Origin of the sequence: Paenibacillus sp. MMS18-CY102, assembly GCF_009789195.1 — a bacterium.
Taxonomy (GTDB): domain Bacteria; phylum Bacillota; class Bacilli; order Paenibacillales; family Paenibacillaceae; genus Paenibacillus_T.
In genome coordinates this window covers 1-24,542 of record NZ_WSTC01000029.1, presented here as the reverse complement: position 1 = coordinate 24,542, position 24,542 = coordinate 1, and the positions used below count along the sequence as shown (strand labels likewise).

The window sequence follows — 24,542 nt, the reverse complement described above, 5'->3', positions numbered from 1 at the left end:
TTACCAAGGCAGCCGCTGGCCATATTCCGTATCAATATACGGTGGCTTGCCGTCCACGTCTGGCCATTGGGCCTCATTCATAATCGCGCCAAGCACGTTATCCGCAGACTGCTCGATCGTTAACCGCGCGGATGTATTTAGATCGCCATGCATATAGCTTTGCACCCAGCCGGGATGCAGCACGAGCACGCGGCCGCCGAGCGGTTTCAGTTGATTATGAACGAGCGCAGACTGCATGTTCAGTGCAGCTTTGGACATGCAATAGCCATACCAGCCGTCACGTCCGCAAGTGCCCACACTTCCTGCTTCTGACGAAATATTCGCCACGATCGGGCGGTTCGAGCGAAGCAGCAGCTTGCCGAACGCTTGGGTTACCCGTAGCGGACCAAGCGTATTGACATTCATCACATGCAGCATTTCATCAAAATCAAGCTCATCCGGCACCTGCTTATCAATATCGCCAAGCACGCCTGCATTATTGATGATGAGATCCAGTTGATCCGTCCAGCCGCTTGCCGCAGTTGCCGCCGCCTTTACGCTATCGTCGTCGCTTATGTCAATGCCGACACAAAGCAGCCGGTCACCGGCTTGCTGTTTTAATTGCGTGAGCGATGCCGATGGCTCTCCGTGAGAGGCGGCAATGACATGCCAGCCTTGCTCCAGCAGCTTTTGTGCCAATCCAAATCCAAGCCCTCTGCCCGCTCCCGTTACGATAGCCGTCCGTCTCGTCTCCGTCACTTTGAATCGCTCCCTTATGAGTAAAAACATTAAATGATGGCTGAAGTTCATTAATACGCTTTCATACCCACATTGTAGCATATGCCAAACGGCAACACCGTGGACAAACTTGATCAATAACAGCACGAAAAAAGCCAACCAGAACTCTCTGGCTGGCCTAACGAAACCAAGATCGCCCCGGGCGCCGGTTGCAATAACGGAAGGGACAGCCCTGGCGCAGGGCGCAGCAGCGCAGCAACTCACCAGTAGCTTTCTAGCCGCTCTTCTTTCCTGCTTCCTTCAACGCTGCATCGATCATTGCCTGGCCTTGCTCCTGCATGCGCCCCAGCATGTCATCTATCGTATGCTTATCAGCTAATGCGGCGTCGATTTCATGCTTAAGCATATCATTCATCTTGCTGTAAAAGGCATTGTCTACTTCAACCAGATCATCGTTTGGACGAAGTGCTGGCATTTGCCGGTATAGCGCCTGTTCCCGCTCGTCTTTGGTCCACTGTTGGAAGGAGAGATTGCTCGGCACGCCGTACATAGCGCTTTGAACCGTGGACACCTTTGCTACATAATCGCTAAGCATGAACTGAATAAAACCCCAACTTGCCTCTGTCAGCGGCGAACCTGCACGAACCGCTAATATTTGATTAGCGTTGAATGAACTGCTTCGCGTCCTTGTGCCTTCATCCACAGGAGGATTGACCGCCCCTACTTTGAACTTCACTTTGCTTTCGTTGAAGTTCCCTGCGCGGCCTAGTGACATCGCTGCCTTGCCTTGTCCGAACCAATCCGCGGATTTCATCGCCTGTTCGTCATAATAGGTTGTGCCCTCAGCGCTTATCTTGCCTTCCGGCGTCATTGCACGAAATGTCCCATTCTTGTAATTGGACAGCACGGTCTGGAACACGCTGCGCCACGCCGGTGTATTGACCGTCATCATTCCTTGGCTTAACCGATGCATCGCAATGCCTTCTGTTTCCCCAATACTGTAAGCTAAATCCAATGGACTAGAGAACGACTCATAATAACCGATCACACCACTTGAGGACTTGTCCGCGGCGGTGAACCTGTAGGAAAGGTCGAGCAGCTCCGCCCACGTCATCCCGTCATGCGGCGGCTCGATGCCATACTTTTCGAATAAATCTTTATTGTAAAATAGCTGCAAAGCATCAAACGCCGGCGCTATGCCATACAGCTGCCCATCTTTGTTCTGCTTCATAATCTCAAGCACGCCGGGATGAATATGGCCGTCGTTCAGCCCCGCTTTGTTCATATAGGGGGACAAGTCGGCGAGCAGCCCTTGATCCGCTAATGCGCGGTATGTTTGGTTATTCCGAATAATGATAAGATCCGGTTGCTCCCGCTGGACTAAATCAATGTATCCTTTAATCCGCTCTTTAAACGGCAACGAATAGTCGGAGATCGCCTTGGATGTAATTAGCTTGATTGTCGTATCGGGATAAAGAGCGTTGATGTAATCTCCGTACAACATGTTAAAGTTCATCGCATCGGTGTCGAGAACCTTAAGCACCTCCGGCCGTTCCTTCACGGTGGGCTCATCTGAGCATCCAGCAAGAGTAGGCAAGAGCAAGATAGCCGTAAGCAAAGTAAATAGGATTCCCGTTCGTCTGGAAACGGTCATGGCTGCGCCTCCTTCCCGGATTTGTTCAGCTCCCGATCCAAAATAGCCTGCCCTTGCTCTTGCATCCGCTTGATCATTTCGCCAACCGATTGCTTGCCCGCAATGGCATCCTCGATCTCAAGCTTCTGCATATGCTGGATCTCTCCCATTGCTGCAGACGTGAGCTTAGGACCGTGGTCTGTAGGCTCCAGCGCAGGCATTTGGCGATATAAGCTTGCTGCGAATATATTCCGGGCATGGCCAACAAACGTAATATTACTAGGAACGGAAACTTCCTCTTGCAAGCCCGCCCTCACCTTTGCGACATAATCGCTCATCATGAACGCGATTATATCCCAAGCAGGCTTCGCAAGCGGCGAACCTGCTCGAATGCTCATCGTAAAGCTCGGACCGATGCCGAAGCTTCGCGTATGAGTCGCCTCGTCAACTGGCGGCGTGACTGCCCCTAGCCGGAATGGCACATTAGCGTATTCGCCGTATCTATTGATGGCCATTCCAACATGCCCTTGCACAAATTCATCCTCGTTATCCCCGCCATCCATGAGGGACAGTTGTTGATTCCCCTCACCGGCCGTTCCCGTTACCCTGAATACGCCGTCGCGATAAGCCTCTACGGCTATAGCATAAGCCCGTCGCCACGAAGGCGACTCCGCCAGCATCTGGCCGGTTGAAGTCCGATATGGATAGGCGCCAATCCCTTCGGTCCAAGCGATATTGAGTGCTAATACATTCGGATCACTAGATGGAGGGAGAAATCCAATCGATCCATTAGGCAAGGAGACCGATTGGTTAATCCGCAGCGCCAACTTTAGCATCTCATCCCATGTCATCCCATCATGCGGCGGCTCAACACCAGCCTTCTCGAACAGATCCACATTATAATATAGGAGCGAACCGCTGAAATCTGGAGCTAGCCCATAGAGTTCGCCATCGCGGTTATGCTTTAAACTTTCGATCACGCCTGGGTAAATATGCTTGGCAAGCTCGGGATCAGCCGACAAATTCATGGACAGATTGCTGAACACCCCTTGATCGGCTAACGCATCATAGACTCTGGTATCCGATAACAAAATCAGGTCAGGCTGCTCCTGCTCAATGAGCGCCTTCATACGCATTACCCGCTCCGAGAGCGGCAGCTTAAAATCCATTGCCTCAGCGCTAGAAATGAACTGAACCTCTACATGTGGGAATGCCGCTTGCACATAATCACCATATTGAAGATAATAGCCGGCCTCACTGTAATCCAATACTTTTAACGCTACCTTTTCATCCAATTGGCTCTCGTCCTTAGCGCAGCCTGCCGTTATTATGCCGATGATAAGAAGTACAAGAAATAAGGCCGATGGCTTCCGCCTGCTTCTTCTGCCCATGTGAAATCGATGCTCGATGTACTGTCGATATTTAGATTGAATTTGCATCCTATCTCCCTCATCCACTATTGCTTCTTCGCATTCTTCAATGCTTCATCGATAATTTGCTGCCCTTGCGCATGCATGCGCTTCAGCATTTCGTCAATGGTTTGCTTAGAAGCCGCCCTCCCATCATGGCTGAACCTTCTTCTTACGCATCACTTCCTGCTCCAGCTGCCCCTTGAGCTGTTCAAGCGCTTGCTCTACCGTTAATTTCCCTGCAATAACCTGCTCCATGAGCGGTTGGCCTAACTGGTAAGCGTTAATCGCTAATGTATTGCTCGCAGTCTCCTTACCCAGCCCCGTACTTCTTGCTCTAGAACGAGCGACAAACTCGGATACGTCAAACTTGTTCTGATAAAACGCAGCGATATTCGCCTGTTTGCCCTCAGGCCAATCGGATTGGCGGATCGGGGTATTGCCCCCCATTGCAATAATCCGCTTGGCGAACTCGCGCCCTGTCATGAACTTGGCGAACTCCCAAGCTGCTTTCTCATTCGTCGTGTTTGCCCGTACAGCATAAATTTCATTCACATAAACGCTCGCATTGCTAATGCCAGGCAAAGGCACCGTGATCCATTGTTTTTGTTCATCGCCTTGCCAGACCTGATCGATTTGCTGCATGTAATAGCTGCTGGAAATCACCATTGCAGCTTTTCCACTAAGAAAGGCATCCGAGGGCGTGAACGATTCCACGCTGTTGTCCTTCTTCGCTTCTCGATATAGCCAGCCTTCACGATAACCATCCGCCACCTTCTGCCATATCGCTGCCCATGCAGGGGAATTTACGGTTACTTGCTTCCCATTCTGCACATCCGTTTGCAAGCCCTCTGAGCTTCCAATTCGATCCACCAGACTATAGACGCGATCGGCCGCCCAAGAGTCAGGAAGCAGTCCCGTTACGCCTGTGCCTTGGAATCGAGCGGCCGTATTCAGCAGCTCCTCCCATGTCATCCCTTCGTGGGGAATAGGAATTCCTTTCTGCTTGAACAATTCGGTGTTAACGAACAACACGTAAGTCTGAAAATCCGACGGAAGACCATACAGTTGTCCACCACCACCAGTGCGCAGCATATCCATCACAGGCTCATACATCGCATTTACATCTACCTTATCTTTCTTGATGAGCGCGTCCAATGCTAGCAGCTTCCCTTCATTCGCCAGCAGCACGTACTCATCAAAACTTAATCGCAACACGTCCAGCTTCTCCTTCTCGATCCAGTCCTGAAGCTTATCGCCTTCCTTGGGAACAGGCCGGACTACCGCCTCCACGCCAACCGACGGATGATGAAGCAGGAACGGCCTGGCATATTGCATCGTCGTAAAATTATCGTAAGTATTCTCCATCACCTTCAACGTTACATCCATATCCGCCAGCGAATCATCCTGCAGCGAAGCGGGCACGCCGGCCATTTTATTCGAAGGGTTCATGAACTCCCCTATATCATCCTTAAGCAGCCAGCCTCCGCCCAGCAGCACAGCCATGGCCGTAATTGCCGCTGTCGTCTTTATCCAGCCTCTTGATTTGGTTGTCGATTGTCCCATTCGGATTCGTTCCCTCACTTTGCGTTCAATGTCTGAGGTGAATCCACCGCCCCGGAGCGGTTGACCGGTAAGCTGCCGTTCCCAATACTCTTGCTTGCGCTCGCTCATGTCCACTTCTCCTCGCCCCTTACGGATGGTTCATGTTCGTGTTGCCTATTCTGCTTGTCCAGCATACGGCTTGCCTGAGCGCGCGCCCGAAACAATCGTGACTTGACCGTCCCCTCCGATAGGCCGAGCAAGGCTGCCATCTCCTTCATTCCCAAGCCATGATGGGCATGCAGCAGCAGCACCTCGCGCAGCTTCGCTGGGAGATGAAGCACGATGGACCATATATCATGCACTAGTTCGCGCTGGAGCGCTTCCCGTTCGGCAGACGGATGCTCATCCGAGCTTATCAGCTTGCCCGGCAGCAGCATCACCCGGCGCAGCCAAGAGGAGCGCATCGCATCCCGCGCCGTATTTCGCGTAATGGCAAGCAGCCATGTTTTGATCGATGACTCGCCCCGATACGAATATAGACGCTCGTACACTTTCACGAACACGTCCTGCGCAATATCGTCAGCCAGCTCGCGGTTTCTCGTCAGAAACAACGCATAGTTCCAGACATCGCGCCCATACGCCTTCATCAGGTCGTCGAGCACGGCATCCCGATCCAAGCCATCTGTTACATGTTTCAAATATTCGAAAGACAACACATTCACCTCGACAAGTAGACGATAGCGGGAGTTAATAGTTCCCTATTCTAGCAACTTGTTTAGAATAAGCGGTTAGAGATGGGAGAATCAACCATATAATCTAAGCAAACACAAAAAAAGCCGCAGCACCGGTTTTCCCGACACTGCAGCTATCATGCATCTCGTACTTAATCTACTCGTTGAACAGCTGCACACCCGCTTGGCGTTCCAGCCCAATGCAGGTTGCCTCTAGAGCCGCCAAATCCTTCTTGTACTGTTTGGAGACACTGCGCCGCTGAGGCTCCGGCAGTTGGAGATCCTTATAATCATATTTGACATCATCGCCCGTCTTAAGCAATTCAATCGTTTCATAACGAAATGCCGCTTGGCCATCCCGCTTCCATGCCGCCAATAGGCCTGCACAGTCATGCTCTCCCAAATTCAAGATGAACCGCTGCAAATTCCACGCGGCATCCAGATTAACAGAAGAACCGATATACGATTTGCCGGTTGGAATATGGACGATCCGGTAGACGCCCATTTCCCGTTTCCGATCTTGGTACTGCTCGACAAGCGCCTTGCGTTGTTCTGCATTTTTCACGGCCGTTCCACCAATCCTTTCTATCCCGTGCTATCCTTTCACCCAATACGCGCTGCCGTCATCCTTGCGGTCAAGGAATCCGTATTCGATCAAATACCGCCGAAGCATAACGTAATCATCCTCGCTAAAAGTCTTCAGCCGATCATTGACTTCCTTCTCGGTATACGTATGTTTTCGTTCAAAATAACCCGCCATATGGCGCAGCAAAGCAAGCCGTCGCTTCTCCTTAACTGGGAAAGATTCGAGCGGTCCCTCCGGCCCGTTCGGCAAATAACGTGCAATTAGCCCGTTATACTCCTCTTGCGTCACAGCATACCGTTCATCCACCTGCGTCGCCGTACGATGGATCGGGACAAACTTCGGGCCGCTCGCCCCCTGCTCCTCCAGCAATTCCATGATCGCCAGAAACAGCTTGGCTTGCTTCGCCTTTTCCTTCAAGGCAAACCGGTGGTTGCGTATCGTAGACGTGCTGCCTCCGCCGGTGCGCTTCACGATCTCAGCGTCCTGCAGCCCTTCGGCGAACATGCCGATCAGTTCCTTCTGAAGATCGGTTAGCCCCGTCGTCTTCTTATCTAGCGTTAGCAAATAGTTCAGCATCGAATCATGTGTCGCCGCGCCGTGAATCGCCACTGCTTTGCGCGCCTCATACAGCTTGTTATCAAAAGGGTAAATGGCGCCGTCTTCGTACGACTCGCCACACATTAAGCATACATACGTGCCGGTTGCTTCGTTCCATGTATAGCCGCGCTTCAGATCGGACAGGTTCGCGGACCAAAATTGTTCTGTTAGCTCATGCACCCAAACAAACCTCCACTTCGTCAGTCATTATATAGACATTATATGATTCTGTTTGGTTTTCTTCAAGGGAGAGATGCGTAATAACTGACTTATAGACAGGAATGGGTTAATTGCATGCAGCCCATTTCATGGCTCCCATTGCATTAGGACAGCTTTTTCATTTGGTTTAAGCATGTGCAGATGCACCGCAGCTTGCCGTACACGAGGGAGCGGCTGCTTCTTTTATCGGATTGCCATGCCGCCATTGCATTTTGTGCAATGCGAAAAGCATGAATGGCCTCCCCCGGTGCTTCCCATTGCAGTTCATGCAATGAGGTACATTCCAGCAGAACCATAATGTGCGCAAAACATATAAAAGCCGCCCTTCCCATTGCACCAGATACAATAACACCCCCTCATTCCCGCATACGGGCTGTTTCCATTGTACGAACTGCAATGAGCAGGCTGCTGTACCAGAAATACGACGTACCGCTCAGCCTGCAATTTCAGCGCATAACAAAAAAGAGAGCTCCACTTCGGGAGTTCTCTCGGTAAATGAGCTTCTAAACTTATGCTTCGCCAGCCGAAGGCAATGTTGGCGGAGCAATCACAGCAGCAGTAGCTTCAGGCGCTCGGTCCGTTACCGCTTTCGACGTCAACCCTTGGACAAGCGCGTTCACATCAATGCCGGACACGCTGCGCAACATCTCAGGCGCAGTTGCCATTAATGATGTGACGTAATTGCTAAGGCGTGCAGCCCCTTCGCCATGCCCCGTATCAACGACGGTGAGCTTGTCGATATTGCTGATCGGGGATGCAACGTTCGCCGCAAGCTCCGGCAGCATGCGAACGATAATGTCGAGCACGGCCGCCTCGCCGAACTTCTCGAACGCTTGCGCCAGCTTCTCCTTCGCCTCAGCTTCCGCTAGGCCGCGCAATCGAATGACCTCTGCCTCTGCCGTACCCTTGGCCCGCTCGGCATCTGCGACGGCCAACCCTTCTAATCGCTTCTGCTCGGCATTCGCCTGCGCTTCTGCTTCAATCCGGTATTTCACCGCATCGGCTTCCCGAAGCTGCTTCGCCTTATCCGCTTCGGCTGCCTGCTCGACCGCATATCGGTCCGCATCGGCCTTCTTCTTCACTTCCGCATCGTATTGCTTCTCGCGGCGCAAAATCTCTTTGCCTTCAAGGTCAATTTCCCGCTCCTTGCGCACGAGCTCAACCTTCATTTGCTCCTCGACAACGCTCTGCTTCGTCCGCGCTTCCTGAATCGAGTACGCTTGATCCGCTTCCGCCCTTGCCGTATCTTGGTCGCGCTTGAAGGTTGCGACTTTCATTTCCTTATCCTTCTCCGCCTCGGCGATATTCGTATCCCGTAGCAGCTCCGCCTTCTGCCCCGCCTCTGCCGCCAGCGCCTTCTGAATTCTCGCGTCCCGAACCGCTTCAGCTTCGGCGATTTCCGCATCTCGCTTCACCGCTGCGATACGCGGCTTGCCGAGCGCGTCTAAGTACCCGTGCTTGTCACGCAGGTCTTTGATGGTGAAAGAGACGATTTGCAGCCCCATCTTCTTCAAATCCTTCGCTGCTACGCCCTGCACCTCTTGGGCGAACTTGTCCCGATTCTTGTATACCTCTTCGACCGTCATCGTGCCAAGAATCGCGCGCAAATGGCCTTCAAGCACCTCCTGCGCTTCGCTCTTCAACGCCTCTGTCGGCTTGCCGAGAAACTGCTCCGCAGCAGTTGCGATATCCTCGACCGATCCGCCGATTTTGATAATGGCAACGCCGTCCGCCATAACTGGAACGCCCTGTTCGGTGTACACCTCTGGTGTCGATACATCGAGCTTGTGCGAAAGGAGCGACAGAAACTCTGCTTTCTGAAAAATAGGAAGGATAAATGCGCCGCCGCCGCGGATGATTTTGACTTTCCGGCCGGATTCGTCGACCAATGTATTGCGTCCCCCGAGAAATGAGCCCGTTACGAGCATCGCTTCATCAGGGCTTACTGTTTTATAACGAGCCCAGAAAGCCAGGCCAAGCACGACCAATACACCAACTACGACAACAGGAATAAGAAGATAATCTTGCAAAATTTACATTCCCCTTTCTGTTTCGTCACTGAGCAATGGCAGGTCTACCTGTGAGACAAGCAGCGTATCATTCGTTGCTTCGACGATAACGACACGTGCACCTCCCGCGATAGGCTCGCCATCGTAGCTTGCTGCGATTTGATTCGTGAAGCCCGCCCCAACCTTTACCAGCACCTCGCCACAGCCTGCTGCTGGGATCGGGACCAACACCTCTGCAGCCTTGCCTACTAACGATTTCATCGAGAATGCCGTTGAGTTCTCGCTCTGCTCCATCGGGCGAATATATAAGAAGAACATGGCAATCCCCATTACGATGGCAACTAATAAGGCTGCGACCAGAACGGATATTGCACTAAGCATGGTGTATCGCTCCAGCAGCAGCCCAGCACCGCCAAACACCGTAATGCCGCCGACAATGGCCGTCGAATGCAGCCAAGGATGTCCATCCGCTGATAGAAAATCGAGCGCCCCATCCAGCATTTGCCCAAGCCAGTCTCCTATAAGCACACTAACAATCGCATAGAGCACGCCTCCAATGAGGCAGGCCAGAAACAGTGTTTCCATCGCTTCCCCCCCTTCATAAAAACTAACCCCATATGAAAGATATATGATGAGATTCGGTGAAACAGCCTTTTGCCAGTTAATCGATTTTTATTACAAAATTGGGGGAAGCAGCTTTCCCGTCAGCCACCACAAACATATCGCTGATTATTTGCAACATTTTTCCTATTGACCTATAAAACACATAATAATTCCCATCTGGGAGATAAGCATCATAGCTCCCGTCAGGCTCAATCGATACGCTAGCCACGGGAGGCACGGAAAAATCGGCGACCGTTGAAAAAACTAACTCATCAATATCACTGATTGCTATGGCTGACGATCCTTTCATAAACTGAACGTTCCCGCTAATGAAGCTATCAGGCATTTCCCAAACGATAACTGTAGCCGTGTTTACATTCTCGTCCGTTATCGTAATCGCCTTATCTATTTTAAATTTCTGGCCGTTACTATAACTGGTGAAATTAACCCAATGATACGTACCTATAGGCAAGTATAAAACTATTTCACCTTCCCATAAGTTGTACAAAGGAGAGAACTGCATTGCCAATTGCGGATATTGAAGTTCCATTGCTCCATTTTGGAGCTTTCCATTGTTCTTCGCCTGTAAACGGACATTCGGACGATGTACAACGACATCTACGGCTTTATTCCGTTCATTCGGATCCACATCATAAAGCTCATACACGTCCCATTCATTATAATTGCTGTTATTGACAGAGATTTCATCAATAAATAGCTGCCCTTTCTCACTAACCTTATATTCGGCTTTCCCCTGATCGATTTCGATTTTTGCTTCTCGGCCATTCAGCCGCAGAACGAGCGAGCCATACTCCACCGGCTGCCCGTCCTCATAATGAACATTAATCATCAGATTAGGTTTTGGCTGCGCCAAATGAACGAATACGCGATCGTTATTTCTGATCTGAACGTTAATATCTGGCAAATTAAATGTATAATCATTGATCTTAAGCCTAGCAGAATAAGTGCCCTCTTCTACTTCAATTCGGTAAAAACCATTCCAGAATCTTAGCTCATAACCAACTAGCTTTGGGCTGAAGCTCGATAAATATATTTCTCCTCGCGTAACAGGCTGCCCATACTTATCGACGGCATAACCGTAAATAATAGCCTTCTTGTTTTTCGTCGTTAGCTCAACTGTTTTTTCATTTGGCTTGTATCCCGCATTAATTCCAAACACATTTACTATGGCCTTAAATGGCAAGTATAGCTTGCCGTTAAGCTTCACTGGCACCTCCGGCAAAAGCACCTCCCCGCCGTTAATGGTTGCTTCCTTAGTCCCGCTTGCCAAAATAACGGCCATGTCGCCCCATTGCACCTTCGTTTTGTCGATTGCATCCTCCACCTTGCCTCCAAGCGCCGCTGCAATCGGGGCGACTGGCACCATAGTCGTTCCTTTATTGAGGTAAGGCTTATCAGCTATAGGCCGTCCATCGATCGTGAGCTTCAGCCATGCCGTCGATTGGCCCGTCCCTTCCTTGCCCCCTGCCGCAGCTTCAACACTTCCCTTAATAACGAAAATTAATAATATGACTGCTGTAACGATCATCCATCTGTGCCGTCTCATTCTGTCACGCCCTTCTTCATGTCATGACGCCATCAAGCTTTCATTTGCATATAAATAAGATTCTCCATTATTTTAAATCCCAACTTATGGAACAACAACTAAAGATCCCTTAAAGTTTATGCCACAAAAAAGAGGCCCCACTAGTGGAAGCCCCTTTCATGTGTAGCTATTCTAGCAATCTTAAGCCTTCGTCGCTTGACCGGCGTTTTCTACACCAGGTCCTGCCTTCGGCTTATCCTGCTTCGTTTTGCGAACCATAAAGCTAAGCGGGAGCGCAATGGCGGCGATAATCGTCGCGATGAAGTACACATCGTTCACGCTCATCGTGAACGCCATCATGCCGACATGCGTAGGGTCCTTGTCGCCTGCTAGGGTTAAATCCTTAGCATGGGACGTTGTGTAGGAAGCAAGCAGCGTTGTAAAGATCGCAATGGCGAACGAGCCGAACACATTTCTTGTCCAGTTCATGATGGACGATGCATGGCCCGACAGCTGTGGCGGAACCGTCTCCATCCCTGCATTGCTGGCCGGCATCATAATAAAGGCAATGCCAAGGTTACGGACGATCATCCATAACAAAATGTACGTATGCGATACGTCAATGCTGAGCCAGCTTTGCGTTAATGTGCCTATGCAGAGCAGAACGATGCCGACAGCCATCAAAATGCCTGGCCCTACTTTCGAATAGAGCTTGCCGACAATCGGCATGGCGAAAGCCATTACGAGCGAAGCAGGCAGCAGGATCAATCCTGTATCCATAGCCGAAACGTGCTGAATACGCTGCAGGAATACCGGCGTCAGGAACGTACCGGAGTACAAGCTGATCGTGAGGATATTCGTAATGATCAGGTTGATCGTATAACGGCCGTTGCGGAAGACGCGCAGGTTAAGCAGCGGGGTTTCCGTCGTCAGCTCGCGCCAGATGAACACGATGAGCGCTAGCAAACCGATGATGAGAAGCCCGATAACTTTGGTCGAATCCCAGCCCCAATTATGCCCTTGGCCCAGTGCAACCAGCAATGATGCACTGCTCACGATAACGGTAACGAAACCGATGCTGTCGAACCGTTTTGGCACACTAAGCCTGTAATAAGGAATGTACGCGACAACGAACAGGATCGCGATCAAGCCGATCGGAATGTTCATGATGAACAGCCATTCCCATGCGAAGTTTTCGAGCATCCAGCCGCTTAGGGTTGGGCCAAACGCTGGCGCCAACATGGAAGCAAGGCCCCAGAGCGCGATTGCCATCGCCTGCTTTTCTTTTGGAAACACTTGATAAATAATAGACATTGTAGCCGGAATAATAAGTCCACTGAATGCGCCTTGGAAGACACGGAAGGCAATCAGCGAGTATTCGTCCCATGCTAGTGCACATAAGCACGACGCCAGCGTGAAGCCGATAAGCGAGAACAGATATAACCGTTTGTAGCTGAACTTCTCGCCCAAATAGCCGACCAGCGGCGCTGTCGTTCCCATCGCCAGCATAAAGCCAGTTAACGTCCACTGAATCGTGCTCAGGCTCGTATGGAAGTGGTCCTGCAAAATCGGCAACGCGATATTAATGGTCGTCGATGCGAGCACGCACAAGAATGAGCCGATAAAAATAGCAACCAATATCGGTAATTCACGTATTGGTTTCTGAGTTTCCTTACTCAAGGTTGAATCCTCCTCTATGATCTCATACAATATGTCTATATTTACATATAAGAAGAAATAGACAAATCCGATCATACTATGGGAACTTGCATATGTCAAAGTTTACTTATGGAAGGCGTGGCAACATTGAATACATTAGCCTACGGGCTGCTCAGCTTACTAACGAATGAAATCTACAGCGGCTATGACTTAACCCAGCGTATCCAGCCATTCTGGCCGGCGAAGCATAGCCAAATCTACCCGTTGCTGTCCTGTATGGAGCAGGAGGGTTATGTCCGTTATGAGCTTATTGAACAGAAGGACAAACCTGACAAAAAAATGTATGCCATCACCGATGCTGGCAAAGAGAAGCTGCGGGAATGGCTCGCTGTCCCGCCGGCTGAGCCCGCACTTCGCGATGAGCTTTTGTTTAAAGCCTTCTGCCTCGGCTCTATCGTCAGCCCCCAAGAGGGAAGGCAGCTGTTCGAGGATCGCGCCGCCTATTGCCGAAGCAAGCTTGATTATTTGGACCAAAAGAAAATGGCCATCCAGCAATCTGCGGATTGGCCAAGCACGGCGCCCGTGCTAAACTCCCCTATGTTCGGCATTTATATTTTGCTAGACAAAGGCTACCGCCGGTTCAAAGCTGAGCTCGAATGGTGTGAATCGGTGCTGGAAATGTTGGAGGGCTAATCGTTTGTAACAATTGCGTTCCGCAAAAACAGGGGGTTACCAAGCTAACATCAGCTTGGTAACCCCCCTTTCATTTATTTGGCGATTAAATAGACGCCTATAAGAATAACGGCACAGCCGATCAGCTTCGTCGCGGATAACGACTCGCCAAAGATGAACCATGCGGCGAGCAGTCCGAGCACATAAGCGGTGCTCTGCATCGGATAAGCGACGCTTAGCGGCAGCCGTGTAAGAACGGCGAACCAGAGCAGTGTTGCAAAGCCATATAACGCAAGGCCTGACCATATCGTTGGCGACAAGGCGATGCGCGCCCATTGCAGGCCGCCTGCCTTTTGCAAGCCCCATTTGAACAAAATTTGCCCCGCTACTAGCAGCAGAACGTTGCTGAAAAGTAGCAAATAACTAATCGTTTTACTCAATTTCGTTCTCCCTCTCCATCAGTTCGTTTCCCCTTCATAATTGCAAGTTCCTGCGTCAGCCTCAGCACTTGGCCGGTCAGCTTGGACACAACAATCGTCAAGTGAAGGATGAAAGCGAAGCAGAACAGCAGCCCGAACAGGAAGAGCAACGCTGGTGCATATTTGACATCTAGCCACTCGGCAACCCGCTCCAAAAAGCGGACATTAATTGAAACGGCAAGCAGCAGCACGCCGAACAAAATCCATAACAAGGAATATTGTTCCTTTAGCCTTTGGCGCCGCACAAGCTCAAACACGATTACAAGGAACAATATCGAAAAGGCGATCGATAATACATAAATGCTCATCCGCTCGTTTTCACCCCGCGAATGCGTGTTGCACTCATGAGAACCGACAGCGTAACCTTCACCATATAATAAACCGACCGAATGGGCGTAATCGACGAGCGTCCCGCCTCACGGCTGCGCATCTCAGCAGGCACTTCCGCAATCTGGCACCCTCTGCGCTTCAAATAAACAATCGACTCAACCTCAGGATAGTCGGCTGGATAATAGCTCGCATACAACGCGATAACTTTACGATTCGCCGCACGGAAGCCACTCGTCGTATCGGTGAAACGTTGTCCGGTTACCATACTGACAAGCCCAGAGAAAAACAGCATGCCGATTCTCCGGGAAGCGGACGAACGGTACGCTGTTTGCTCTACATAACGCGAGCCGATGACGAGATCGCTCGACTTCGCTTGCTCCAGCAGCTGAGGCAAATCCTCCGCCCGGTGCTGGCCGTCTGCATCCATCTGTACAGCTACGTCATACTGGTTATGAAAAGCATAAAGATAACCTGTCTGCATGCCCCCGCCAATTCCGACGTTGAACGGCATCGTGATCACATCAGCGCCCGCAGCACGCGCTACGGCTTCGGTTCGATCCTTGGAGCCGTCGTTCACGACAACAACATCCACTTGGGGTGCATGCTCGTGAATATTGCGAATCACTTGGGCAATACTGCCCTCTTCATTATAAGCTGGAATAATAATGAGCGTCTTCATGAAGCGGATCCCCCTCTCTCTAGCGCGCGCTTAGCGCCGCTGCTGTTCTTGGTGTTGGCATCGGTGGACTTGCTGCGGTCGCGCAAGAAGGAGTATCCACGCTCGATTAAGAAAGCGCTGAAGAACGTCAGCAGCACCACATTCGGGTACCCATAACGTGAGAATGCAACAAACGGCAAGTAGATCGCTGTAAAATATAGCAGTGTCAGCAGGACAGGCAATTGACGCGCCAATGGACGGCGAACTACTGCCCAGATCAGGCCAATGATGCTTGAATAAACGAGCAGCTGCTGCATCCACTTCATCGTATCCCGGCCAATTGGCCAAACCGGACGCCAGTAGTACGGGTTCAAGTATAGCTCCGCCATCTTGCCAAGCGTGAACCAGTAGCTGTATTTGAACGGCTGGTGCGTGAAGCCGTATTTGATAACGTCCAGCCCTTTTTGAATCGCTGTGCTATCCGAGCCCTTGAATAACGTCGCGCCCGTATATTCCGGATGCTCCACGAAGAAGCCCGGCGGCGGCAGCTGCCCTAGGATGCGCGTGCCGAGCAAGAAAGGGCTGCCCGCCGAGTTCGTGAACAGCACGAACCGGTCGAACGTAATCATATTGCGAATCCACCATGGCAGCAGAAGCACGACATAGGCCCCTGCGATCGCTAGGCTAAATTGGAACATTTGCTTAAAGGAATACTTGTTCTTCAGCCAAAGAATGAGAAGGACCGCAGGATACAAGGAAGCATGCGGCTTAAAATAAGCTGCGGCTGCGACCAACGCCCCTACTGTGGCATACCAGCCCCAGCGCTTGCGCTGAATCGCCGTAATTGTTGCTGCAACAAGCAGCAGCAAGATCGTCTTGAAGCTCGTCTCAGTCAAAATTTCGCCCGAAGAGAAATAATCCGGCCAATAAAGCGCGCTTAGGAAACAAGCAATAATCGCCGCCCGCTGGTTGAACATATGGCGAACGATGAAGAATACAAGATAAATCGATACTGCCTGCTGCACGCATTGAAATAACCGGAACGCAATAACGCCGCCGTCATGCCCGAACAGCCACATGAATCCCGACAGAATGAGCACAATGCCCGGCATGATGAACAGCGTCGGATTCGTCCCGCTGTTGTACGCGAGCGTCGATTGCTCAAGCAGCACTTTGGCGCTGCGTATGTACTTTACATCATCATTGTTCGGCTTGTTAATGTCCCCTAGTAAAAAATAATTGCCATATGCAAGTACGATAATGGCCGACACAAGCAACACAACGACGGCGAGAAGATGAACCGTACGCCGCATCGGAACGCTAACATCGGATAACTTAAACAATTTTCTCCCACTCCATTCTCTTTCTATTACAACTATTGACACGAATGCTGCTATTCAGCCACCTAGGCGGCATTTCAACATTATACCAGATGTTAGACGCTTCAAAACTGGGAATAGTTCCGGTTTTCTTATAAATATTTCGTAAGGCGGCAATCGTTAGGCGCAGCAAAGAGGGTGTCCCTAGCGCGTAGGCCGGGGGCACCCTTCTTTTATTGGTAAACAAAGATGATGTTTTGTTTGTTGGAAATTCTAACGGACCGAGCGGCCCTTATTTGAGCATAATCAGGCATATTTATGCGCTAACGGACTGAGCAGCCGCTATTTGGCCAATATCGCCCTCACGAGATAACAAAAGGGCTAAATAACGGCTGTGGAGTCCGTTACGTTTTTCGATGGGCACTTTTGGAGGGGATAACGTCTCTGGGGTCCGTTTAGAAAAGCTTATGTGCGGCTATGCCTGCCTATTGCACTGCAGCAAGCTTGAATTGTTCTCCCGCCACATCGATATCGAATGATTGCCCGAAGCCAACAACATATCGCCCTTGTAGGGGCGATAGCTCAAACATAGAGAAATCGAGCCCACGCAGCATGCCAATCATCGGCTCGCCGAACGATTGCTCCAGTAATCGGAATATCGGCTCGTACCCTTCATTGCCAATGTTAGCTGCCGTACATGAGAGCCTTGCCCGCTGCCGCGCGAACAAATTCGCTGAGCGTGACTCATCCTCGATGAGCAGCACGTCCACTGCAGCGTTGTTTTCCAAATGGCGATAATGTTGCGCAATGCGGCTTATGTAAATGTACAGCTTGCCTTGGCATTGCACGAAAGGCGCGTAGGACAGAAACGGCTTGCCCTCCACATCGATCGTGCCGAGCGTGATTGTCTTCACGCTGCTGATGAATGCAGCGAATTGCTGCTGCATGTTATCTATATTGGGCGGCTTCATCGGATTCGCCTCCTTCTTCGCACGCTCGGGCGCTGCTGCGCCGGATAGGACACAGTAGCGCCTCGCCTAGAGCTGCAGCTGCTTCAAATTATAAAACTCACCTTTGTTCGCCATCAGCTCATCGAATGTGCCAACCTCAACGATGCGGCCTTGCTTCATGACCGCAATGCGGTCAGCGTCACGGATTGTTGACAGGCGGTGCGCAACGATGAAGGTTGTGCGGCCTTTGATCAGCTGCTGCATCGCCTTTTGCACATGATGCTCGGACTGGTTGTCGAGCGCCGAAGTCGCTTCGTCGAGAATAATGACGCGAGGATCGCGGATAAGCGCGCGCGCGATGGCAATGCGCTGGCGCTGTCCGCCGGACAGCTTGCCGCCATGTTCACCGACCATCGTGTCGAGCCCTTGCGGCAAACGCTCGATCATTTCGCGCAAGTTCGCCATTTCCACAACTTGCTGAATCTGCTCCTCGGCGATATTTTTGAGGCCATACGTAATATTGTCCCGAATCGAGCCGGAGAATAGGATTGTCGTCTGCGGCACTACAGACAGGCGCTTACGGTAGCGCGATAAATCTACAGCAGCTAGATCGATGCCATCGACCAACACCTGCCCCGCCGTCGGCATCAGGAAGCCTGTAACCAAGTTGAGCACGGTCGACTTCCCCGCACCTGATTCGCCTACGAACGCAATGCACTCACCCGCTCGAACATCAAGTGTAACGCCATCTAATACATGATGCTCATTGCCGGGGTATACGAGCTTCACATCCCGGAACGAGAACTCCCCGCTCACATTAGTCAGCTTCAGCTTGCCCGTATTGTCTTCAATCTCTTGCGACCGAAGGACTTCGCGGATCGAATGAATCGACTCAAACCCTTTAGCAATGTTCGGATACACATTTAACAAAGAAGTAATCGACCCGAGAATCATGCCAAAAAACCCTTGGTACATCACGACGTCACCGACCGGAATTTTGCCGTGATAGGCTAAGTAAATCGTAAATAAGAGGCAACAAACCTGGAATAACTGAAACAACACCCAGTTGGACGAGCCGAAAAATGCTTCTGTAATATCGAGCCGGTAGCCTTTGCCCTGCAATGAACGAAGCGTATTGTCCATTTTGGCAATCTCGACCTTCTCAAGGCCATGCGCCCGCGTCACGGGAATCATCTCGACCATCTCGGACACGCGCGACGACATCTGCTCGATCTCTTTGCGGAACTCCTTGTTCGTGCGGCGAATATTGCGGCGGAACAGGTGAATCACAAGCACCGATGCCGGAATTGTCATTAAGAAGAACATCGAAACCGTCCAGCTATTGCGGGCCGTCAGGATACACGCGATGATGATATTAATGATCGATGGCAGAAAAGACATCATTAGCTGCTTCGACAAGCCCTCAATCGACTCTGCGTCACGAAGCACTTTCGATTGCAGCATGCCCGCCTGAAGCTCACGATGGTAGTTGATCGAGAGCTGCTGCAGTTTCCGGACTAGTGCGCTCCGCAAGCCTGCTTCAACATGGCGAACCGCCCGGCTCATAAACGATACGTGGAAGTGTTGCGTCGGAATGTTTTGAATGATGGAAACGCCTAGGACAATGAAGTTAATCCACAGCTCCCGCGTAGAATGCGCCGCCGGATTAGTCGCAATGTTGATCATATTCGCTGTTACGATTGGCAAAATGAAGATTGGTGAATGCTTGATCATAAAGAATACAAGCGATATAGCAAGATTCATTCGATTGCCTTGGTAAAGCGTAAACAAAAATCGGAGAGGGCTTTGTGTTCTCTCCATGGCAGCGGCTTCAAACGTACGCTCGTAATCGACGCCGGATGCCGTTGCCGCAGCTGTTTTGCTCATGATGCACCTATCCTCTCTTCTCTATACAAATGTAGGTAACTCTGAATTCAAACTGAAATAATCTTATGGGAAACTGTGCCTAGTGTAAATATCCGCTATTCGCCATAAATCATCATATTCCACCATAAGCGCTTACATTCGCCGATTTGGCTCATAAGGCCCTGCCATTTGGCTAAAATGCTCTGTCGTGAGACTGCATGCTTATCAGATCAAAAAAGTGCAGGCCATGCGCCTAACAAATTTCAACAGTTGCAGCATTACGGTTGCTTATTAAATTTTGATGAATTTGCTGAGATCATCATGCTGGAGAAAGGCGAGCATATTTCGTTCGCTAACTGCGGTTTGCCATATCGGTCCCTGTGAACAATAGCGCTACCTTCATCGTATTTGATGGCAATTTGGACAAAGCAATAGCTTCCTTCATCTTGGCGAACGATGCTGCTGCCGCAGGTAAAAAGGTAACGATGTTCTTCACCTTCTGGGGCTTGAACATGCTGCGCAAGCATACAGGCCCATTCGTGCAAAAATCCGCCGTTGAGCGCATGTTCGGCTGGATGATGCCGCGAGGCTCCAAGAAACTGCCAATGTCCAATATGCACATGCTCGGCATTGGCCCGAAGATGATTCGTGCGGTCATGAAAAGCAAGAACATCGCTTCGCTTGAAGAGCTAATGGAGTCCGCTAAACAGCAGAACGTCGAGCTCGTCGCCTGCCAGATGCCGATGGATGTCATGGGCATCAAGCAAGAGGAACTAATCGACGGCATCAAAATCGGCGGAGTCGGTTATTACCTCGGACAAGCAGACAAAGCTAGCACGAACTTATTCATCTAAAATCAAACAGGAGAGCCCTATTGTTATGGGGCTCTCCTGTTTTGATTGGCGGGAGCGAGTTGGGTTGTTCGAGCATAGCCTCACTCCCTCCTCTGGCTTCCCATTGCAATTCGTACAATTGCAACGGCGAAGCGGCGCAGCTCCACACAACTTGATAGCTACGATTCTTTCGCCGCCGCAGCCGTCCGTTCGCGCGGCAGCAAGAAAGCAAGCAGGCCCAGCAGCGGCAGGAAGCTTGCGAGAAACATCATATCTGCGCGGCCAAGGCTATGCGAGATTTGGCCCAATACGACGGCACCGACAGCGCCCATTCCGAACGCTAGCCCCGTAACGAGGCCCGAAGCCATGCCGACGCTGCCGGGAAGCAACTGCTGCGCGTACACCACACTTACCGAGAAGCCGGATTGCAAGATCAAACCGATGATGAACATGACCGGATACACCCAAGGCAGCGGCACATGCGGCAGAAGCAGTGCGAACGGAGCGGCGCCGGCGATTGAGAGCACAATCATTTTTTTCAAGCCGATGCGATCCGCTAGAATGCCCCCGAAGAATGTCCCAATAACGCCTGCTGTCATATAGAGAAAGACTGGCACTTGGGCCGCTTTCTTGGTTAAGCCGTATTGGTCCTCCGCGAAAAATTGATAGAACGTCGTGATGCCTGCAAAATACCACGAGCGTGCGAACACAATAATGACGAGCAGCGATAGCGCGAAGATGACCAGCCGTTTGTTGCTGCGCGCCTCAGCCATAGCGGCTGGCGCTGTTGCAGCCCGTTTCTTCGGCGGTGAACCGTGTGCGAGCAATTGCCCTTTATACCAAGGGGCAACGCGCATCAACAGCAAAATGGCTGCCGCTGCGATGACCGTTCCCCATACCGCACTGCGTTGGCCGAGCGGGAGAAAGATGAAGATCGCCATGAGCGGCGCCAGCGCCTGCCCGAAGTTGCCGCCCACCTGATAGATCGACTGCGCCATTCCTTTGCGGCCGCCTGCGGCGAAATGAACGACGCGCGATCCTTCAGGATGAAAGACGGCTGAGCCGAGCCCGACCAAAACAACGCCGCCAAGCAGCGTCCAGAACGTAGGCGCTAAGCCTAGGATGACCATCCCAACCAAGCTTATCGCCATGCCGATGGGCAGCATGAACGGCATCGGCCTTTTGTCTGAATATAAGCCTACAATCGGCTGCATAACGGAAGACGTCATATTCAGCGTAAACACAATCCAGCCTAACTGGATATCATTGAGCGTTAGCGAATCTTTTAGAACAGGAAAAAGGGCAGTGACGACAGATTGCATCGCATCGTTAAGCAGATGGGACGCGCTAATAGCGAACAAGATGGAGTAAACTGTAGCCGTGCGAACCGCTTGCACGCGGCTATCTCCCGTAGTGGTGGATGACATGTTAGGTTCAGCATCTCCTTCTAACCCTGAATAGGCTCGTCAGTATAAGGTGAACATGATTGTTAAGGAACATACCATACGTGCGGGACGGCTAGCAACCATTTTGGCGATAAAATCTCGTGTACACCGATCGCTTTATATGGGTATAATTAGGATAAAAAATCGAGGTGAATTGGCGATGTCCATTACGTTATCCACGCCATTCGAGCATGGCCGGCTCCAATTGCGCAACCGCATCGTGATGCCGCCTATGTGCCAATACTCAGCTGAGAACAATAACGGAATGCCTACGGATTGGCATGATGTGCATTATGTATCCCGCGCCGTCGGCGGAACCGGCTTGATTGTGATTGAAATGACCGATATTGAGCCGGATGGCCGCATTTCGGAGCAATGCCTTGGCTTATGGTCGGACGAGCAGATTCCTGCGTTTGCACGCATGATCGAGCGGATGAAACGGCATAGCGCGAAGGTCGGCATCCAAATCGCACACGCTGGACGCAAATCGAATTGCGCGCAAGTTCCCGTCAGCTCATCGAACGCCGCTTTCAGCCCAGCCTATAAGCAGCCCCGCGCCTTATCGACCGATGAGACAAAACAAATGGTCGAGCGGTTCCGGGATGCCGTCTCCCGCGCGGTCCAAGCTGGCGTCGATACCATTCAGCTGCATGGTGCGCACGGCTATCTCATCCATCAATTCCACTCGCCCAGCATTAATGATCGGACGGACCAATACGGCACAGATGACCCTACCCGCTTCGGTGTTGAAATCATTCAAGCCGCCAGGAGCGTCCTGCCCAGCCATATCCCGCTGCAAATGCGTGTTTCTGCCGTCGATTACGGCGAAGGCGGATACGATCTTGCCTACGGCGTAGAGCTATGCCGAAAGTACCAAGCAGCTGGCGTAGAGCTGTTCGATATTTCCACTGGGGGAGGCGTCGCGACAAGCCCCGTTATGCTGGATGTGTATCCAGGCTACCAACTGCCGATGGCCCGAGCGGTTAAGCAAGCAACCGGCCTGCCGGTTATTGCTGTTGGGTTGCTCGATGAGCCTAAGCTCGCCCAAGCGGCAGTCGCCAACGGGGATTGCGATCTCGTTGCCGTCGGCCGAGGCATGCTGCGCGATCCTTACTGGGCACTGCACGCCCAGCAGGCGACCGGCTCCAAGGCGGAGCCGCCGAAGCCATATTTGCGCGGCTACTAATACAAGTCAAGCCCGTCCATCTATCGCAGATGGGCGGGCTTTATTTTGGGCAGGCGTGAACGGGAGAATAGCGAATATTTGCACATAACAAGAATTGACAGCAATCGGCACTCATACAATGTGGCAAAACAGGTACGGCGTCGGGGCGGATAATCACGGGTTGCTGCATAGCCATTGATTTGGGGACAGGAGTGAGGCCTATGAAAGCGGATGCAGTATTCGAGGGCGGCGGAGTACGAGGCATAGCCCTTGCTGGTGCGATTCAATTATTTGAGGATGCCGGATATGCCTGGCAAAGGGTCGCCGGCACTTCCGTTGGCGCTATTGTCGCGTCTCTAATCGCCTCCGGCTATACGGCAGCCGAGTTGAAATCGATCATCACATCCATGAATTATCGCAAGCTGCTGGGCAAAGGCGTGCTGAATCGAATACCGCTCGTTGGCGGCGGCCTGTCTCTGCTGTTCAAGCTTGGACTATACGTCAACGAACCGTTGGAGCAATGGTTGAGCGAGCTATTGCAGCGCAAAAACGTCCATACGTTCAGTGACTTGCCGCGCGGCAAGCTCACTATTATCGCTTCAGATATCTCCAATGGCAAAATGCTTGTGCTGCCCGACGATCTGCATGATTATGGCATTTCGCCTGACCAGTTTCCGATTGCAACCGCCGTTCGGATGAGCACATCCATCCCGTTTTTCTTTCAGCCTTACCGCTGGCGGCCGCCGATCAGCATTCGCCCGACGTATGTCGTGGACGGAGGCATTTTGAGCAACTATCCAATATGGATATTCGATACGGCAGGCGTGCCGCGCTGGCCGACGTTCGGCTTCAAGCTGTCCGAGCGCACAACGATCGCCAATCCGAATCGGATTCACGGTCCGTTCTCTTTGTCCAGAGCCCTGTTCAAAACGATGCTGCAAGCCCACGACCAACGGCATGTCGACGAGCATGGCAAGAGCCGGACTATCTTCATCCCAACCGGAAAGATCACAACAACCCAGTTCTCGCTTGGCCCCGACGAGATTGCATTCCTTCGCTACTCTGGAACAAGAGCCGCCGAGAAGTTCTTAGCGAACTGGGACTTCGCGGAGTATAAGAGCAAGTTCCGGTCTACTTAAGGGATGCGTAAATTTGGCATAGTTAGTGTGGAGCCTAAATAAGTTTATCCTACTTTCCCCACTTCAGCTTATTTAGCTCCTCTTTTTGCTTGAAAGATTGTTCGAGATTTATTTTAAAAACGTTAGCCAAACAAATAGTGTAATAAAGAACATCGGAAAGCTCTTCTTCAATCGTTCCCTTAATGCCTGTGTCACTTTGTCTTTTGTTTTTTCTAATTACCTCTGCTAGTTCCCCTACTTCCTCAATTAGTTTATAAAAGTAAGCCATAGAAGCATCTTGATTGTAATCCTTCTGTTTGATGTATTCATGACTTATGCAGTTCGCCCCAACAACTGTAAGGACAAAAGTTCAATAGATTTCTAGCTAAAAACAAGATAAAACACTTGACAAATAGAAGTCGCCTAAATAATTGCGAAGGATACCTTTTTAAC

At 51.2% G+C, this 24,542-nt stretch carries 22 protein-coding genes and 1 pseudogene; 4 read left to right on the top strand and 19 right to left on the bottom strand.

What is annotated here, in order from left to right:
- The 11 genes from GON22_RS19535 to GON22_RS19485 form a co-directional block, all read right to left on the bottom strand.
- Complete coding sequence (locus tag GON22_RS19535; protein WP_336604336.1) at nt 1-738, bottom strand: SDR family NAD(P)-dependent oxidoreductase; 738 nt, start codon at nt 736-738, stop codon at nt 1-3.
- Between the two features lie 253 nt (nt 739-991).
- A complete protein-coding gene (locus GON22_RS19530) occupies nt 992-2,371 on the bottom strand; it encodes an ABC transporter substrate-binding protein (RefSeq protein WP_160397796.1) in 1,380 nt (459 codons plus the stop codon).
- Nucleotides 2,368-3,789, bottom strand: coding sequence for an ABC transporter substrate-binding protein (locus GON22_RS19525; RefSeq protein ID WP_160397795.1), 1,422 nt, complete (start codon nt 3,787-3,789; stop codon nt 2,368-2,370). The genes GON22_RS19530 and GON22_RS19525 overlap by 4 nt, the downstream gene beginning before the upstream one ends.
- Before the next feature lie 123 nt (nt 3,790-3,912).
- Nucleotides 3,913-5,433 carry an ABC transporter substrate-binding protein gene (locus tag GON22_RS19520; RefSeq protein WP_160397794.1) on the bottom strand — a complete coding sequence of 507 codons (1,521 nt, stop codon included), beginning with the start codon at nt 5,431-5,433 and terminating at the stop codon, nt 3,913-3,915.
- Nucleotides 5,430-6,017, bottom strand: a complete 588-nt coding sequence (locus GON22_RS19515) for an RNA polymerase sigma factor (protein WP_160397793.1) — start codon at nt 6,015-6,017, stop codon at nt 5,430-5,432. Before GON22_RS19515 ends, GON22_RS19520 begins: the two co-directional genes overlap by 4 nt.
- Before the next feature lie 175 nt (nt 6,018-6,192).
- Nucleotides 6,193-6,600, bottom strand: coding sequence for a GIY-YIG nuclease family protein (locus GON22_RS19510; RefSeq protein WP_160397792.1), 408 nt, complete (start codon nt 6,598-6,600; stop codon nt 6,193-6,195).
- A 30-nt stretch (nt 6,601-6,630) separates the two neighbouring features.
- Nucleotides 6,631-7,398 (bottom strand): DUF2087 domain-containing protein, encoded by a 768-nt coding sequence (locus tag GON22_RS19505; RefSeq protein ID WP_160397791.1) that lies wholly within the window; start codon nt 7,396-7,398, stop codon nt 6,631-6,633.
- A 548-nt stretch (nt 7,399-7,946) separates the two neighbouring features.
- On the bottom strand, nt 7,947-9,467 hold the full coding sequence (locus GON22_RS19500) for a flotillin family protein (RefSeq protein WP_160397790.1): 1,521 nt from the start codon (nt 9,465-9,467) through the stop codon (nt 7,947-7,949).
- Nucleotides 9,468-9,470: 3 nt separating this feature from the next.
- Nucleotides 9,471-10,031 (bottom strand): protease, encoded by a 561-nt coding sequence (locus tag GON22_RS19495; protein WP_160397789.1) that lies wholly within the window; start codon nt 10,029-10,031, stop codon nt 9,471-9,473.
- A 76-nt stretch (nt 10,032-10,107) separates the two neighbouring features.
- Nucleotides 10,108-11,616 carry a copper amine oxidase N-terminal domain-containing protein gene (locus GON22_RS19490; protein WP_160397788.1) on the bottom strand — a complete coding sequence of 503 codons (1,509 nt, stop codon included), beginning with the start codon at nt 11,614-11,616 and terminating at the stop codon, nt 10,108-10,110.
- A 180-nt stretch (nt 11,617-11,796) separates the two neighbouring features.
- Entirely contained in the window at nt 11,797-13,350 is a 1,554-nt protein-coding gene (locus GON22_RS19485; RefSeq protein WP_237179251.1) for a DHA2 family efflux MFS transporter permease subunit, read from the bottom strand.
- A gap of 42 nt (nt 13,351-13,392) precedes the next feature.
- Here GON22_RS19485 and GON22_RS19480 point away from each other — a divergent pair, with 42 nt between their 5' ends.
- Entirely contained in the window at nt 13,393-13,947 is a 555-nt protein-coding gene (locus GON22_RS19480) for a PadR family transcriptional regulator (protein ID WP_442954393.1), read from the top strand.
- A gap of 74 nt (nt 13,948-14,021) precedes the next feature.
- Here the strand turns inward: GON22_RS19480 and GON22_RS19475 are convergent, their stop codons facing one another.
- From GON22_RS19475 to GON22_RS19450, 6 genes are all read right to left on the bottom strand, one after another.
- Nucleotides 14,022-14,366, bottom strand: coding sequence for an EamA family transporter (locus GON22_RS19475; RefSeq protein ID WP_160397785.1), 345 nt, complete (start codon nt 14,364-14,366; stop codon nt 14,022-14,024).
- A complete protein-coding gene (locus GON22_RS19470) occupies nt 14,363-14,713 on the bottom strand; it encodes a DUF2304 domain-containing protein (RefSeq protein WP_160397784.1) in 351 nt (116 codons plus the stop codon). The genes GON22_RS19475 and GON22_RS19470 overlap by 4 nt, the downstream gene beginning before the upstream one ends.
- Entirely contained in the window at nt 14,710-15,414 is a 705-nt protein-coding gene (locus tag GON22_RS19465; RefSeq protein ID WP_160397783.1) for a glycosyltransferase family 2 protein, read from the bottom strand. Before GON22_RS19465 ends, GON22_RS19470 begins: the two co-directional genes overlap by 4 nt.
- Nucleotides 15,411-16,736: an ArnT family glycosyltransferase gene (locus GON22_RS19460; protein ID WP_237179249.1), complete on the bottom strand. Its 1,326-nt coding sequence runs from the start codon at nt 16,734-16,736 to the stop codon at nt 15,411-15,413. The genes GON22_RS19465 and GON22_RS19460 overlap by 4 nt, the downstream gene beginning before the upstream one ends.
- Before the next feature lie 461 nt (nt 16,737-17,197).
- A complete protein-coding gene (locus tag GON22_RS19455) occupies nt 17,198-17,683 on the bottom strand; it encodes a HugZ family pyridoxamine 5'-phosphate oxidase (protein ID WP_160397782.1) in 486 nt (161 codons plus the stop codon).
- A 66-nt stretch (nt 17,684-17,749) separates the two neighbouring features.
- On the bottom strand, nt 17,750-19,549 hold the full coding sequence (locus tag GON22_RS19450; protein ID WP_160397781.1) for an ABC transporter ATP-binding protein: 1,800 nt from the start codon (nt 19,547-19,549) through the stop codon (nt 17,750-17,752).
- 365 nt (nt 19,550-19,914) lie between these two features.
- On the opposite strand from GON22_RS19450, the pseudogene GON22_RS19445 reads away from it, so the two are divergent.
- A pseudogene (locus GON22_RS19445) lies at nt 19,915-20,382 on the top strand (DsrE/DsrF/DrsH-like family protein); the annotation flags it as partial.
- A 158-nt stretch (nt 20,383-20,540) separates the two neighbouring features.
- On the opposite strand, the gene GON22_RS19440 reads toward GON22_RS19445, so the two are convergent.
- A complete protein-coding gene (locus tag GON22_RS19440; RefSeq protein ID WP_160397780.1) occupies nt 20,541-21,788 on the bottom strand; it encodes an MFS transporter in 1,248 nt (415 codons plus the stop codon).
- Nucleotides 21,789-21,966: 178 nt separating this feature from the next.
- Here GON22_RS19440 and GON22_RS19435 point away from each other — a divergent pair, with 178 nt between their 5' ends.
- Nucleotides 21,967-22,992, top strand: coding sequence for an NADH:flavin oxidoreductase/NADH oxidase (locus GON22_RS19435; RefSeq protein ID WP_160397779.1), 1,026 nt, complete (start codon nt 21,967-21,969; stop codon nt 22,990-22,992).
- Between the two features lie 200 nt (nt 22,993-23,192).
- On the top strand, nt 23,193-24,110 hold the full coding sequence (locus GON22_RS19430) for a patatin-like phospholipase family protein (RefSeq protein WP_160397778.1): 918 nt from the start codon (nt 23,193-23,195) through the stop codon (nt 24,108-24,110).
- Nucleotides 24,111-24,159: 49 nt separating this feature from the next.
- On the opposite strand, the gene GON22_RS19425 is transcribed toward GON22_RS19430, so the two are convergent.
- On the bottom strand, nt 24,160-24,378 hold the full coding sequence (locus GON22_RS19425) for a MazG nucleotide pyrophosphohydrolase domain-containing protein (protein ID WP_160397777.1): 219 nt from the start codon (nt 24,376-24,378) through the stop codon (nt 24,160-24,162).
- Nucleotides 24,379-24,542 lie beyond the last annotated feature (164 nt).

Coding starts and splice junctions, on each gene's coding strand:
- GON22_RS19525 (WP_160397795.1), bottom strand. CDS start 3,789: ATGCAAATTCAATCTAAATATCGACAGTACATCGAGCATCGATTTCAC.
- GON22_RS19450 (WP_160397781.1), bottom strand. CDS start 19,549: ATGAGCAAAACAGCTGCGGCAACGGCATCCGGCGTCGATTACGAGCGT.
- GON22_RS19485 (WP_237179251.1), bottom strand. CDS start 13,350: ATGATCGGATTTGTCTATTTCTTCTTATATGTAAATATAGACATATTG.
- GON22_RS19455 (WP_160397782.1), bottom strand. CDS start 17,683: ATGAAGCCGCCCAATATAGATAACATGCAGCAGCAATTCGCTGCATTC.
- GON22_RS19465 (WP_160397783.1), bottom strand. CDS start 15,414: ATGAAGACGCTCATTATTATTCCAGCTTATAATGAAGAGGGCAGTATT.
- GON22_RS19470 (WP_160397784.1), bottom strand. CDS start 14,713: ATGAGCATTTATGTATTATCGATCGCCTTTTCGATATTGTTCCTTGTA.
- GON22_RS19435 (WP_160397779.1), top strand. CDS start 21,967: ATGTCCATTACGTTATCCACGCCATTCGAGCATGGCCGGCTCCAATTG.
- GON22_RS19490 (WP_160397788.1), bottom strand. CDS start 11,616: ATGAGACGGCACAGATGGATGATCGTTACAGCAGTCATATTATTAATT.
- GON22_RS19425 (WP_160397777.1), bottom strand. CDS start 24,378: ATGGCTTACTTTTATAAACTAATTGAGGAAGTAGGGGAACTAGCAGAG.
- GON22_RS19530 (WP_160397796.1), bottom strand. CDS start 2,371: ATGACCGTTTCCAGACGAACGGGAATCCTATTTACTTTGCTTACGGCT.
- GON22_RS19520 (WP_160397794.1), bottom strand. CDS start 5,433: ATGAGCGAGCGCAAGCAAGAGTATTGGGAACGGCAGCTTACCGGTCAA.
- GON22_RS19440 (WP_160397780.1), bottom strand. CDS start 21,788: ATGTCATCCACCACTACGGGAGATAGCCGCGTGCAAGCGGTTCGCACG.
- GON22_RS19495 (WP_160397789.1), bottom strand. CDS start 10,031: ATGGAAACACTGTTTCTGGCCTGCCTCATTGGAGGCGTGCTCTATGCG.
- GON22_RS19430 (WP_160397778.1), top strand. CDS start 23,193: ATGAAAGCGGATGCAGTATTCGAGGGCGGCGGAGTACGAGGCATAGCC.